This is a genomic window from Pedobacter lusitanus (assembly GCF_040026395.1).
GTDB classification, from domain to species: Bacteria; Bacteroidota; Bacteroidia; order Sphingobacteriales; family Sphingobacteriaceae; genus Pedobacter; species Pedobacter lusitanus.
This window is the reverse complement of the sequence record NZ_CP157278.1, coordinates 1,546,024-1,560,275: the sequence shown is the minus strand read 5'-3', so window position 1 is coordinate 1,560,275 and position 14,252 is coordinate 1,546,024. Positions and strand designations below refer to the sequence as shown.

The 14,252-nt window shown below is 41.2% G+C and carries 11 protein-coding genes; 7 read left to right on the top strand and 4 right to left on the bottom strand.

What is annotated here, in order from left to right; genetic code table 11:
• Window positions 1–193: 193 nt before the first annotated feature.
• Window positions 194–2,140, bottom strand: a complete 1,947-nt coding sequence (locus tag PL_RS06630; RefSeq protein ID WP_041881901.1) for an SPFH domain-containing protein — start codon at window positions 2,138–2,140, stop codon at window positions 194–196.
• A 194-nt stretch (window positions 2,141–2,334) separates the two neighbouring features.
• Window positions 2,335–3,891: a protein adenylyltransferase SelO gene (locus PL_RS06625; protein WP_041881785.1), complete on the bottom strand. Its 1,557-nt coding sequence runs from the start codon at window positions 3,889–3,891 to the stop codon at window positions 2,335–2,337.
• A gap of 315 nt (window positions 3,892–4,206) precedes the next feature.
• On the opposite strand from PL_RS06625, the gene PL_RS06620 reads away from it, so the two are divergent.
• Window positions 4,207–4,803: an RNA polymerase sigma factor gene (locus tag PL_RS06620; protein ID WP_052496262.1), complete on the top strand. Its 597-nt coding sequence runs from the start codon at window positions 4,207–4,209 to the stop codon at window positions 4,801–4,803.
• 2 nt (window positions 4,804–4,805) lie between these two features.
• Here the strand turns inward: PL_RS06620 and PL_RS06615 are convergent, their stop codons facing one another.
• The gene (locus PL_RS06615) at window positions 4,806–6,767 is read right to left on the bottom strand and encodes an alpha-L-fucosidase (RefSeq protein WP_082035914.1); all 1,962 of its coding nucleotides are present in this window, start codon (window positions 6,765–6,767) and stop codon (window positions 4,806–4,808) included.
• Between the two features lie 232 nt (window positions 6,768–6,999).
• Between PL_RS06615 and PL_RS06610 the strand changes: the two genes are divergently transcribed.
• Window positions 7,000–7,719 (top strand): DUF6515 family protein, encoded by a 720-nt coding sequence (locus PL_RS06610; RefSeq protein ID WP_235324522.1) that lies wholly within the window; start codon window positions 7,000–7,002, stop codon window positions 7,717–7,719.
• On the opposite strand, the gene PL_RS06605 is transcribed toward PL_RS06610, so the two are convergent.
• A complete protein-coding gene (locus PL_RS06605) occupies window positions 7,698–8,561 on the bottom strand; it encodes an alpha/beta fold hydrolase (RefSeq protein ID WP_041881911.1) in 864 nt (287 codons plus the stop codon). The genes PL_RS06610 and PL_RS06605 overlap by 22 nt on opposite strands.
• A gap of 94 nt (window positions 8,562–8,655) precedes the next feature.
• Here PL_RS06605 and PL_RS06600 point away from each other — a divergent pair, with 94 nt between their 5' ends.
• The 5 genes from PL_RS06600 to cysM all read left to right on the top strand — a co-directional run bounded on the left by PL_RS06600 (window position 8,656) and on the right by cysM (window position 14,182).
• Window positions 8,656–10,566 carry an AAA domain-containing protein gene (locus tag PL_RS06600; RefSeq protein ID WP_041881788.1) on the top strand — a complete coding sequence of 637 codons (1,911 nt, stop codon included), beginning with the start codon at window positions 8,656–8,658 and terminating at the stop codon, window positions 10,564–10,566.
• A gap of 176 nt (window positions 10,567–10,742) precedes the next feature.
• Window positions 10,743–11,453, top strand: a complete 711-nt coding sequence (locus tag PL_RS06595; protein WP_041881790.1) for an enhanced serine sensitivity protein SseB C-terminal domain-containing protein — start codon at window positions 10,743–10,745, stop codon at window positions 11,451–11,453.
• 190 nt (window positions 11,454–11,643) lie between these two features.
• Window positions 11,644–12,468, top strand: coding sequence for a mechanosensitive ion channel family protein (locus tag PL_RS06590; RefSeq protein WP_052496264.1), 825 nt, complete (start codon window positions 11,644–11,646; stop codon window positions 12,466–12,468).
• A 21-nt stretch (window positions 12,469–12,489) separates the two neighbouring features.
• Complete coding sequence (gene epsC, locus PL_RS06585; protein WP_041881792.1) at window positions 12,490–13,302, top strand: serine O-acetyltransferase EpsC; 813 nt, start codon at window positions 12,490–12,492, stop codon at window positions 13,300–13,302.
• A 1-nt stretch (window position 13,303) separates the two neighbouring features.
• Window positions 13,304–14,182, top strand: a complete 879-nt coding sequence (gene cysM, locus PL_RS06580) for a cysteine synthase CysM (protein ID WP_041881795.1) — start codon at window positions 13,304–13,306, stop codon at window positions 14,180–14,182.
• Window positions 14,183–14,252 lie beyond the last annotated feature (70 nt).

The window sequence follows — 14,252 nt, the reverse complement described above, 5'->3', positions numbered from 1 at the left end:
TGCAATAAAGTTGCATTTTAAACTTAATATTCGTCTGCTTCGTTCTTAATTATTACACCAATCTATATTTGGTCTATGTAAATAGCAGTTTGTGTGCTATTTATGATAAATTGGGTCCATAGAAAAGGGCCTGAAATTTTAATTTCAGGCCCCTTAAATCAAAGAGTTTGCCGGATAGCCTTAATTTGGCTGGTTAAGGATTGATACTTTTGGTGTTTGTATCAATAACCTCTGCTACAATGACTTCCTTACGTTTTTCCGGATCCATCATGTCCATTAACTTCAAGCCCAGCAGTCCGTCTATGGCAGATCCACTATTCCCGTTTCCACCTATCAGGACATCGGGAATAAGTTTGATTTTACCTTTTGACAGCTCTTCAGTGATTTTATACCTGGTAAAGTTCTCGCCACCTAAAGCTTTTACTGCAAGCTCATACGCTTCGGCAGTAGATTTTCCGACTGCCAGAATTTTCCCTGCTTCAGCACTACCGGTCAGAGAGATCAGTTCAGCCTCGGCAGATGCTCTGAGCTTAATAGCCTCTGAATCAGCCTGCGCTCTTGCTTTTGTAGCTTCTGCTTCAGCATGCGCGCGCATTTTAGTCGCTTCTGCTTCTGCTCCAACTGCCAGCTTTACTCCGGCTGCATCACCTTCTGATTTTTTAACCGTTGCACTTGCGGTTCGTTCCGCGATTTCCACGCTTTGCTGTGCTTTAACTATATCTTTTTGCATATCAGCAATGGCAGTTTCCTTTTCCATGCCCTGACGCGTCTCCTGTGCTTGTTTCTGGGTGTTATAAGTGACCTTTTGCTCTTCTGCGATTTTACGGTCAGTCAATGTTTTCATCAGTGATTCCGGTGGTACAATATCTCCGATTAAGGTATCTACCGCATTCACATTGTATTCGTCCAGTACTTTGCGGATATGTTCCTTAGCAGACTCCTGACGTTCTTTGCGTGTACTTAAAAAGGCGATTACATCGCTGTCCTGAGCTGAATTACGGAAGTAATTGCCAATGGTAGGCTCCAGAACCTGGGATACCAGATTAACCATATTACCGAAACGGGCAATTACTTTTGGAGCCTCTGTGGTTGGAACGTGAATAATCTGGGATACATCAAGATTGAACGGGAAGCCGTCTTTTGAACGTACTGTGATGGTAGACAGGTTCTTATCCAGGTTATGCGCTTCGCTGCGTGCGCTTGCCCAGTTCAGAACCAGGTTGGTTGTTGGTACAAGTTCTACTTTCATGATATATTTGTTGATCGGGTATTTACCCGGTCCAAGTGGTTCAAGCCAAACTCCTTTGGAACCTTTTTCTACAATGTTTCCATGTTTGAAGTCGCTACCTGTCAGGTCGTTGCCTTCAATTCCGATATAAGAAATAACAACCCCGACGTAACCAATAGCAATTTCTGTCATTGGAATCTCTTCCATCTGTATGGCCCATGGATTCAGGTTATAGGAACCGGCAAGTATTACCTGTGGCTGCAGACCACGATTACCGCCATTTTTGATGAAACTATCGAAATCCTGGAAGTTATTATGGCCTTCTACCAGCTTACCGGCAATCTGATTGGCCTCAATTGGCAGACCATCTAATGTCGTCACGATACCCACCATACTCTCCTGGATACGAATCATATCGGTAATAGAGATCTGGAATAACATCGTATTGATACGATACGAGCCAGAAGTGATATAAGAAGTCTGGCGACCGCGCTGTCCTCCGTTTTCCAGAAACTTGACAGCGTCCTGGAAATTATCGGAATCTACCCGATGACCCAAAATATTCCCGGTAGGGATCTCTGCGCCATCTTTAGCCATGATTAAGCCGATTTTTCCCTCAGGAATAATTGTGAACTGTTCCATCGTTACACTGTATTGCCAGAACCACATGCCAAAGTACAAACCTGGGGCAAGGGTTTTTCCCTGAAAACCAGCTTCACCTTTAAGGGCAATAATGCGTCCGTCAGGTAGCTCTTTGTCTGAGCCGAAAAGAACAAATTTCTTGGTAATCAAGCCTACTTTGTCTTCGGGAACGATAACCATTCCGAACAGAAAACGAAGAATGTATTTATATAAAACAAGACATAAAAGGGCTAAAATGACCCAGTAATAATTAGAAATGAGCGCTTCCATAATTGGTGTTTTTTTAATGCAAGGTATATTATTTTTTTCAAGCATTATCTATAGGCTGAGCTGTATTTCCGGATAATTTTTATGTTAAAATATTGTATTTTATGTAATGAAATTATTCTTTCTGTTTATCTTTTGCAGAAGGATTTTGTCTGGTAAATTCAATTTCAGGGGTAAATAATTACCCCTGAAACCTGTTATGAACTACAGGATAAAGTAGAACTTCCGGGCTGATCATTTGCCCATTCCGGTCTTAATTTAAAGAACTCATCGGCTGTTGCCGAATAAGGATTTTTGATAGCTTCCTGCAGTTTTAGAAACAGGGTTTGCTCTCCTTTATCTAATTCCTGTATCGCCTGATGAAGCAAATAATTCCTTAGTATGAATCTGGGATTGTTATTTTTCATGATATCTTGTGAAGCTTTAGATGAGATCTTGTTTTCTTTGAGCCTCAGTTGATAATGTGTTATAGTGTCTGTGAGTGTTTGTAGTGTTTCTTTGTTGTGAGGCTCATAAAATGACGGAGAAAAGTGAGTTGTAATGTCTTCCGGCGAAGTAGTTTCAGCGGAAAGATTCATGAGCAGCTGATAGAAAATTGTCATATCAGCTTTAAGCAGAGTGAGGGTTTTTTCGACCTCTTCAATCAACTCCTGATCACTTTCCCTGAACTCATCGAGTCCGAGTTTTCCGGCCATCATGACGTGGTACTTTGCAAAGTAAACAGTTTTGTATTTTTCAAGGGCAACCGACAATTGTTCGGTGTCTTCAAACAGAGGAGCAATGGCACTTGCCAGACAGCCTAAATTCCAGTAACCGATAGCTGGCTGCCTGCCATAAGCATACCTGCGGCCGGGAAGGTCTGTTGTGTTTGGTGTGAACTCCGGATCATAAGCATCCAGAAAAGAATAAGGTCCATAATCTATAGTCAAACCGAGGATGGACATGTTATCCGTATTCATTACCCCATGTACAAAACCTACTCTTATCCAGTGCACCATTAAATCTGCTGTTTTCTCTGCAATGTCTTCAAACCACTGGATGATCTTGTTTGCTCCGGTGATATGAGGAAAGAATTTCCCGATAGTCCATAAGACCAGTTTTTCCAGCTGTGGAACTTCCTGTCTCGCGGCCAGCATTTCAAAATTTCCGAAACGGAGAAAACTCGGTGCGGTGCGCATTACGATAGCTCCTTTCTCGTAGGCACTGCGGCCATCATAAAAAAGATCACGCATGACCTGATCTCCCGTAGTGACCAGAGCCAGAGCCCTTGTGGTAGGGATGCCAAGGTAAAACATACTTTCGCTCATCAGGTATTCGCGGACAGATGACCTGAGAACGGCTCTGCCGTCTCCTCTGCGCGAATAAGGGGTGGGGCCTGCACCCTTGAGCTGTAGTTCATAGTCAGAAGCGCCCTGAACGCTCCATTCACCAAGAGTGATTGCCCTTCCGTCACCCAGTTGTCCTGCCCAGTTTCCAAACTGATGACCTGCATAACATGCCGCATAAGGGTACATAGAAGGGGTAGTGAGGTTACCTCCAAGGATACTGATGTCTTTTTCATCGGGCTTACTGATCTGAAGTACTGCGGCCAGTTCGTCAGACCAGGCTAATAGCTCCGGTTTTTTAACGGGGGTGGGAATGGCTTTACTATACAAAACACCCGGAGTCTGACGGGGTTGAAGGTTTCCGGTTTCATCTCCGTCAAAGGTGGTAACAAATTCGTTTTTAAAGGTTTTAGTGCTTAATCTTTCCATGCTGATCCTGATGCTGTCTGAACAAACAAAGTTAGGTTCATTTTACTATTTAATGGTTTTAATTCTGTAAAATCAGTAGTTATTCAGTTAAATTTTTTGTAAATTAATAATGTGATTTAAGTCACTAAGGAGAAATATTTTTTAACCTATATATTATTGTTGTTTTTTTAGTGTAAAAATCACAACCTGTGTGTTTTATCCGGATTCAGAATTATCGTTATAGAAAATGAATGGAATGAATGGTAACATACTCTTGTGAGTCTTCTTTCAAGAGGGTAAATTTAAGTAGATTCTCAGGTTAAATTAATTAATGATATGGACAGGGTGCACGGTCATAAAGTTATGGTAATTGCCAATGGTGACCAGAACCCGGGTCAGCGGGACAGCTTTGATGTTGAAATTGTCAGGGAACTTAAAAAACAGACTCAACAGTCTTTTAATAAGTTATATCTGAGATATGCTTCACTGCTGTTCGGGGTGATCTTAAAGCTGGTACCCTCCAGAGAGGCCGCTGAGGATATTTTACAGGAAACCTTTGTTAAGATATGGAAATCAATTGATCAGTATGATGCTGATAAAGGCAGATTATTTACCTGGATGTCCTGCCTGGCCCGTAATACTGCAAAAGATTACCTCAAGGGCAAAAATTTCGCCAAGAGCAGCAAAAATGATGATATTGACAGTGTATATGCCCAGGTTAATGATGCTCATTATTTCCGGTATAATACTGATATTATCGGTTTACGTGAGCTGATAGCGGTATTGTCTGATTCGCAGAAGCAGATTGTCAATATGGTTTATTTTCAGGGTTATACCCAGGTTGAAGTCTCTGATGAGCTTCATATTCCCCTGGGTACAGTAAAATCTAAAATCAGGCTTGCTGTAAAAGCATTGCGCTATTATTTCGTATAGGCTTAACGGTAAACTTCAATTTCCGCAATCCGCAGTAAACTGGCATTTTTGTTCTCTGAGCTGGTTTGCCCTGGCAGGGCTACTGTCTGTCCGGCTACCAGTCTTACATACCTTGCTGTGATTTTTCCGGCTAATGAAATACGCTGTAAAATAGGATTGGCTTTGATATTCGAAAATTCGCCACTGGTTACCGACTTCCAGTTCTGGCCATCCTCACTGGTAAATAACTCATATTTTTCTATAGCACCGGCGCTGGTGTCATCCTGTGCAGGCAGATATCCAAGGCCGGAAAAGGTAAGAGGCCGGGAGAAATCCAGATCAATATAGTTGCTGGTTTTGGTCTCAAAAATGGTAGATGGATTATTATCTGTTAAATTTTTCAGCTGAAGTGCTTCTATAGCTGGTAATGCAGAATTTATTGCTTTCCAGTTTGTTTTAGGGTAGCTGTTTCCAGTGGATTTTGTCTCTGCTGATTGAATTTGCGGTTCCAGATACAAACCGATTTCGCTTAAGGCAATGGCTACAGGAGCGTAGATACGGATGCGGATCTTTGCAGCTGTCTCCGGCTCCGGAAGACGGATAATTCTGTTTGCACCGATACTGGTTGCCCGGGCCAGCTCCTGCCAGGTGTTATTTTTAAAGATATCGATACCTACGCTGTCTATCCGTTGTCCGAGTTTAATGTTTTCCCGCAGCTGGATAATGCTGAAATGTGCAGGCTTTTTAAAATCAAGTATAGCAGTGGCCTGATGAACATTGTCATCCGTAGCCCAATAACTGTATCTGCTGACGTCTGTCAGGTTGGGTGATCCGAATGCTTGCTGCTGTTTATTTCTGACGTTAGAGAGGCTTATTTTAGCTTCTTTAGCCAGGTTGTGTGCAAATACCTGTTTAAGCAGTTTTCCAAATGCGGCCAGGGTGTTTACGTCTTTGGGGTGTAGTATGCCTTCGGTAGTTGGTGAAAGGCCAAGATCCAGCGATCCGCCATGGCCTACTGATTTACAGTAAATGTTGAATAATTCAGCAACGGTTTTTACTTGTCCGTCCTGATCAGGATGATAAAACCATCCCGGACGGAGAGAAACATCACCTTCAAAGGGAATCCATTGTTTGCCTCCTCTTGTACCACTGCCAAGATTCGAATCATCCATGAAACCTGGCATTGCGGGCTTATTTTCGTTTCCTCTGATGGTTATAGTCGACCAGCTTGTTTCTGGTGAAATTCCTTTTTCGTTACCTACCCAGCGTACATCCAGACCAATATCACTGAAAATACTGGCGTCCGGCTGTAGTTTCCGGGTGATTGCCCAGGTATTCATCCAGTCGTAATAACTGGACTGGTCAACTTTGCGTTTTTCTTTTTTACCGCCATAATAGCCGTCTCCGCCATTGGCTCCGTCATGCCAGCTCATAAATAAATCGCCATAATTGGTATATAATTCCCTGAGCTGATTCTGGTAAATGTTAAGATAGGCAGGTGTTCCGTAGTTGGGATTATTTCTATCCCATGGAGAACAGTAAATTCCAAATTTCAGTCCTGTTTGTCTGGCTGCCAGCTGAAATTCTCTGACCATATCTCCTTTACCTTCTTTCCAGGGGCTTTCACTAATGTTATAAGCAGCAGTTTTGGTTGGCCAGAGGGCAAAACCATCATGATGTTTAGTCACAAATATGATCCCTTTAAATCCGCCGGATTTAGCTGCACTGACAATCTGTAGAGCATCAAATTTTGTAGGGTTGAACAGAGAAGGGGCTGCATCTCCATAACCCCATTCTTTATTTTGAAAGGTGGTGGGAGTAAAATGAATGAGACAATACATTTCTATTTCATGCCATTTGAGCTGTCTTTCTGTAGGAATTGCCCCATAGGGCTGAGGAGCATCAGTTAAATGCTGGGCATAGGTAACTGTTGAGCATAGCAGAGCTGATAAAATTAAGTAGTGCTGTCTGTTGAATAATTTCATTGGTTGGTTAGATTGATAGCGGTAAAATACAGTTTTTTTATGTTTACCAAAGCTGATCAGGAAAAATCAATTGTCTGGTTTTCTGTAAAAAACACGCTACAATCTGATGCTGATCAGCAGGTTAATGGATCAGATTATCATTATTGTGTCAGCTTTTAGTTAAAAAATAGCTGATAGAAAATAAGGTTAATCCTTTTGATTTGCTGAAAGTCATAGAGTCAAATATATTGAAATGAAAACTTCAAATTTTAAATCGTTAATAGTTGTAGCTGTTATATTGATATTTAGTGGTTTTACAACAAGTGTTTTTGCACAAAGAGGCGGGCGTGGTGGCGGAAGGTCTTTTCATGGTCCCTCAAGAGGTTCTTTTGGAGGCGGAACCTCAGTGCATATCGGCGTTCGTGCCGGTTATCATTACCGTCCGGTTGGTTGGGGGTTTAGAAGACCATATTATTCATACCGCAGTTTTTACAGACCTTATCTGGGTTTTGGTATCAGTGTACTGCCTTTTGGTTATTACCCGTTCTTTTACGGAGCTGATCAGTTTTATTATTCAGGTGGCTTGTTTTACAGACAATATGATGATCAGTATAAGGTAGTAGTGCCGCCAATCGGGGCTTCTGTTCCGAGTCTTCCTTCAGACGCACAGCAGGTTGTGATTAACGGTCAGACTTATTATGAGTATAAAGGAGTTTATTACAGTGAATCGCAGAATGCAGATGGAAAAACTGTTTATATCGTTGCCGGGAAAGATGGGGTGCTGAATACGGATAACGGAAATGATAATCAGGCTGATAATGGTCCCCAGATTGGAGATGTGGTGAGTCAGCTACCTGAAAACTATAAGGAGGTAATGGTTAAAGGAAATAAATATTATGTTTCTGATTATGGAGTTTATTATGAACAGATTTTTGATGGAGGAAAGGTTTCCTATAAAGTGATAGGGAAATAGTGTCTGATCAGCTCATGAAGGAGTGGAGGATGCTTAATTAATTTTTCATGCCCTGCTCCTTTATAATTTTCTGATTTTATCCAGGGTCTGTCTTTTAAAAAGGCAAGGAGATAGGTCGAATCCACAACGCTGTCATCTTCATCATAGGCAATCCAGTGATTCAGATCCTGATCAAAATTATAATAGGTATCCAGGTCATAATCTGAAGCAGGCCGGTTAAAAACAGCTTCAAATGATTTGAAGAAGTCTGCCTGCAGGTGTTCAGGGACACTGACGCTGTTCATCATATTACAGAACAGGGCTTTCAGTCTGATCACCGGTGCAATACTGATAAGCAGGTCTGGTTTGATACCGGCCTGCTGCAAAGCGATTACATTTGCCATTGCTCCTAAAGAGTGTCCTATAACTATTGCTGGTCTTCCATATTGATTGATAATCTCTCTGATAGCTTCTATATAAAGGATCAGATTTGATAATTCTGCAGGTGAACTTCCGTTTCCCGGGGCGTCAAATGCTGTAATTTCGACATCATCGAGCTTGAGCAGTTCTTCAATAACAGCAGAAAAATCGGCTGCTTTTGAACTCCATCCATGGGTTAACAGGATCTTCTTTTTGCCGTTACCCCATTTAAATCCGTTAAAAACGAGTTGCTTTTTACTGAAATAGGTGTCGGTAACGGTAAGCTGAAATGGAGTGGCCTTATTTAATAATTCTTCCTGTGCCAGTCTTAAGGGCAGTTTTGGTGCATAACAAATCAGTTTCCAGAGTAAATCATTAATCGCTGCGCTGTCCAGTTGTGTAAGGTCTTTTGCCTGCTGATAGATTTGTCTGTAGTGTTTCATCCTGAATTTATTGAATGATGGCAATATAGGGGTTCTGGCTGACCGGCAATTCAAGTGAATGTCAAAATTGAGGTAAACTGCTACCTTTGCAGCAATGGAATATTTCAAAAAACTTCTTGATTTACTCAAAACTGAACGTGAAGAAGATCAAAACGCTTATCTAAAACTGACTGAATCTTCTTCTGTAGCAGATCGCCGGGAAAATGGTTTAACCTGGTATCCTATTGCAATCAGAGGATCTGAAATGAGCCGGGGGGATTATCTGACCGTGGAAATGGAGCGGACTTCTCATCAGGATGTCAGTCATCAGCTTCGGTTTGGAGCATCGGTAGTCTTGTTTTCTAATCATGACCCTAAAGCAGACCGGATAGAAGGAGTGGTTTCTCACCAGTCTGGAAATAAAATTAAAGTTACCTTAAAAACGGATGAGCTACCGGACTGGTCGCGGGACGGAAAGCTGGGTTTGGATGTGCTTTTTGATAACAATAGTTATGATGAAATGCAAAATGCACTGAAAACGGCTGCTGCACCTTTCGAGAAAGAAGAGGACGGCCGTATAGTTCGGATCCTCACCGGGGCTTTATCACCATCGTTCAATAATCAGGAATATCGTTATACGATTCCTTCTTTAAATACTGTGCAGCAGGCTGCAGTGGATAAAATTCTTTCTGCAACTGATCTGGCAATTGTTCACGGCCCTCCCGGTACGGGCAAAACAACTACGCTGGTTCAGGCCATTAAAGCCCTGATTAAGCAGGATCATCATCAGATTTTAGTGGTTGCACCTAGTAATACGGCAGTGGATTTACTGAGTGAAAAACTGGCGGATGAAGGGTTGAATGTATTGCGTGTGGGCAACCCGGCCAGGGTTTCTGAAAGACTGACTGCTTTAACGCTGGATAGTAAGATGGCTGAACATAGCAGTATGAAGGAGATGAAGAATCTCAAAAAGCAGGCTAATGAGTACAAAAATCTGGCGCATAAATATAAAAGGAATTTTGGCAGGGCTGAACAGGAACAGCGTAAGGCTCTTTTTACTGAGGCGCATAAGATCATGAAAGAGGTAGGCAATACTGAACAGTATATTATTGATGATCTGGTTACAAAGGCTCAGGTCATAACTGCTACGCTGGTTGGTTCTAATCATTATACAGTCAGAAACCGTAAGTTTCATACCGTTGTGGTGGATGAGGCGGGGCAGGCCATGGAACCTGCTTGCTGGATACCTGTTCTGAAAGCTAAAAAGGTGATTTTTGCGGGGGATCATTGTCAGTTGTCGCCCACTATAAAGTCTAATGCTGCGGCCAGAAACGGGTTAAGCACTACTCTGCTGGAGAAATGTGTAAATCTGCATCCTGATGCTGTCGTGCTTTTAGAAGAGCAGTACAGAATGAATGAACTGATTATGGGTTATTCATCGAAGGTATTCTATGAGAATAAAATGAAGGCTCATGATTCGGTAGCGAACCGTGTTTTGATGGAAGGGGAAGCTCCGGTAGAGTTTGTAGATACTGCTGGCTGTGGTTTTGAAGAGAAAACTGAAGGTACCAGTACAACCAATCCTGAAGAAGGAGTATTTTTAATCCGGCATCTGACCGGGCTGGCAGATAAGGTCAGAGAAAGTGGAGTGGCAGTAGCTGATTTTCCTACGATAGCGGTTATCTCACCTTATAAACAACAGGTTTATCTTTTGAAAGAGCTTTTACTGAACTCTACAGAGTTGCAGCAGTATGCTGATAAGATATCCGTGAATACTATTGATAGTTTCCAGGGACAGGAAAGAGATGTTGTATATATCAGTCTGACCAGGAGTAATCATGATGGAGTGATAGGTTTTCTTGCTGATGTGAGACGGATGAATGTGGCTATTACAAGGGCGAAGAAGAAACTGGTAGTGATAGGCGACAGCGCAACGCTGGCAAGATCCCCGTTTTACGGTGATTTTATAACTTACGCGGAAGCGTGCGGTGGTTATCACAGTGCATGGGAGTTTAGTGAAGGTTAAGGTTTGCAAAATTGTTTTAGTTTATATTCTACTATGTTTTTCTTAAAATATCCTCAAAAGATAATTTTTTGATGATTTCTTTTTATTGCCTTTTATAATTCCATATATTAGACCTGATTGTTTGGTAATCTTGTCTTGTTGCTGAGGCTATGCTTTGAGCCTGAAAATATATTTATATGGGATTATTCGATTTTTTAAATACCAATGAAAATAATGCTGGCGAACGCGGAGATGAACGTTCTAATTATTCTAAAGGTACTGACATGGGATTTATAGAGAACCTGGTTAGTTTGTTTACGACCAAGCCAGCTGTGTTAAAAGCTTATTTTGGTTTGTTGTATGATGAAGAAAAGGATGGTAATGATCTGTTTTTAGCAATTGACTATATGGGAGAGGTTAATGGCCTTAAAAAAATGACTCATTTTATCAAAGAGACTTTTTTACCTGATATTCCAATGTATTATACTTCTACTGATGACCAGCCGGAATTACTGCACTTTATTGAAGAAACTAATTTTCCCTTCTATATAAAAGAAAAACCACAGCCTTTAAATATACTGGTCATGAAACAGTGGTTTGACCCTACTTTTAAAAAGAGTTTTGTAGAGCAGATTAAAACCTCCAAAGTAACCTCACTTTTTAAGGATTTTGATCCGCTGGGCAGGGGATTCGATTTCCAGACTTTTGTGAGGGATGGCAAAGAGTTTATTCCTTTGTTTTCCGGTAAGGAAATGGTCTTTAAAAGTGGAATGACCGAAGTGCCCAGCGATCTAACTGTTGCTGAGTTTGACTGGCAGAAAATTGATGATGCCATTGACGGGAGCCTGAAAGAGCATTTCTATGTGCTTAATCCCGGAACTTCTTTCGAAGTTGAGTTTCATGCCTGAAAGGGCCGGTTATTTTTGTGATCAGGTATAATCAGATTCTGATCTGACATAGCTATGATACCTTTTCGTTTTGAACAAAAAAATAGATATGTATCTTTAAAAAATATTGGAGTCTGCTTGATTTTATCTGATAAATTTCAAGCAGGCTCTTTTTAGTCTAACCTCTAATCAACATTACGTTTATTCAAAAATGAATAGAATTGAAAGTTATATTGAAGTGTTTTCTGATAAAATTATCAGTGGTTTACCCAACTTCATCCTCGCTGTAATAACCCTTCTGGGTGGAATATGGCTAATCAAGTGGTTCCTTGGTTTTATTCACCGCCGGTTTCAGCGCAATACTGTAGATGTTTCTCTGAGTGAATTCCTGATCAGTATTATCAGGGTTGTCCTTTATATATTGCTGATTATCTCGTGCGCTTCAATGATCGGGATTCAAACCAGTTCATTTGTTGCGGTTCTGGGTGCCGGTGGTCTTGCTGTTGGTCTGGCGCTGCAGGGAAGTCTTTCTAATTTTGCTGGTGGGGTATTGATTTTGCTTTTTAAGCCTTTTAAGGTTGGGCATTTTATCAGCTCGGCCAACAATGTATCGGGTACTGTATTGAAGATAGATATTTTATATACTACCTTAAAGGCGGGTAATGGTACAACTATTTATGCGCCTAACGGGCCGCTGGCAAATGCCGTAATTAATAATACATCTGATAATGAAAACCGCCAGGCAGAATATAAAATAAGTATCTCTTTTGATACCAATATTGATACGGCGCGTAAGGTGATACTTGCTGTGCTGGAAAGTGATGAGCAGATACTTAAAGATCCTAAGCCTGTGATATTGGTGTCATCACTGGAGGACAGTGCAGTTGTATTATTGGTCAGAGCCTGGGTAGCCAACGGGAATTTCTGGCCTGTTTATCATGCTAATTATCAAAAAATAAAAGAGGCACTGGAAAAAAATCAAATAATTTTATCAAAAAAAGCGGAAATATATGTGATGGCAAATCGCGTATCTTAAACATTTTAAAATCCATCTATAATGAACGAAGAATTTTATCTTCATATCTACAACAAACAAAGCCAGATTGAAGCCATACCGTCTAATCTTGAAATAGCAGAATGGGCAGTTAGCCTCCTGAATCTGCTTTATCCTGAGCGATTGACTAATCCGGCGCATACTTTAGACGAAATCAAAGCTTATTTTGCGCATTCGGAGCAGGAGTTGCTGAATATTCTGCAAAAAACAAAGGCCTGCAAAACTTTTAATCATCATTTAATTGCCGAGGCTTTTTATAATGAACTGCCTGAATTGCTGCGCCAGATGAATACGGATATTACTGCTACTTTAAGTGGCGATCCGGCAGCAAAAAGTGAATTTGAGATTATCAGAAGTTACCCTGGTTTTCTGGCTATATCTATATACAGAATCGCCCATAAATTATTGAAACTTGGTATTCCGCTGATTCCACGGGTACTGACCGAGTATGCACATTCGGCAACCGGTATTGATATTCATCCCGGTGCTGAAATTGGTGAATATTTATTCATTGATCATGGTACAGGTCTGGTTATCGGTGAAACAACAAAAATCGGAGATCATGTAAAGTTATACCAGGGAGTAACTCTTGGTGCTTTAAGTGTAGAGAAGTATATGGCAAATACCAAAAGACATCCTACAATTGGTGATTATGTAATTATCTATTCGGGAGCAACAATTTTAGGTGGTGATACACTGATTGGTGAAAATAGTGTGATAGGTGGAAATGTCTGGCTGACAAAAAGTGTTCCGGCAAATTCAACGGTTTATCATCAGTCGGCAATGAAAGTTATAGAAACTAAAAGCAAAATTTAAAATGGGAACACTGATAGATTGTATAGGAAATACACCTTTAGTTGAAATTACAAAACTCAATCCTAATCCGGCAGTCCGGATTTTTGCTAAACTGGAAGGTAATAACCCCGGGGGTAGTGTAAAAGACCGTGCTGCTTTAAATATGATCCGCAGTGCGATGGAGCGGGGCGAGGTGACAAAGGAAACGAAACTCGTAGAGGCTACCAGTGGAAATACCGGAATTGCACTGGCCATGATAGCTTCAATTTATGGACTCGATATTGAATTGGTCATGCCTTCAAATTCTACGCAGGAGCGTACTTTGACGATGGAGGCTTTTGGTGCAAAAGTTACCTTGCTTGAATCTATAGAGAAATGCAGGGACTATGCGGAAGAAAAAGGAGTTAAACCTGGATATTTTCTGCTGAATCAATTTGCAAATCCGGATAATTATCTGGCGCATTATAAAACTACAGGACCAGAAATCTGGACTGATACGGCACATCAGATTACTCATTTTGTAAGCTCAATGGGAACTACCGGAAGTATTATGGGGAATTCCATGTATTTAAAGGAACAGAATCCTGAAATTCAGATTGTAGGGTGTCAGCCTACTGAAGAATCTTCAATCCCTGGAATCAGAAGATGGCCGAAAGAGTATCTGCCTAAAATATTTGATGCCTCAAGAGTTGACAGGGTGATGGATGTTTCGCAGAATGAAGCTTCGGAAGCAACCAGGAAAATGGCAAAGGCAGAAGGTATTTTTGCCGGCATGAGCAGTGGTGGAGCGCTGGCCTGTTCGCTTAGGTTAGCTGCTGAGTTAAGTTCAGGGGTAATCGTTTTTATTGCTTGCGACAGGGGAGACCGGTATCTGAGCAGTGACTTGTTCTTAAATAAATAGCCGTTTAAAAGAGAACAATGAAAAGCCTCAGCAGAAATTAATCTGCTGAGGCTTTTTTTATGATTTAAAT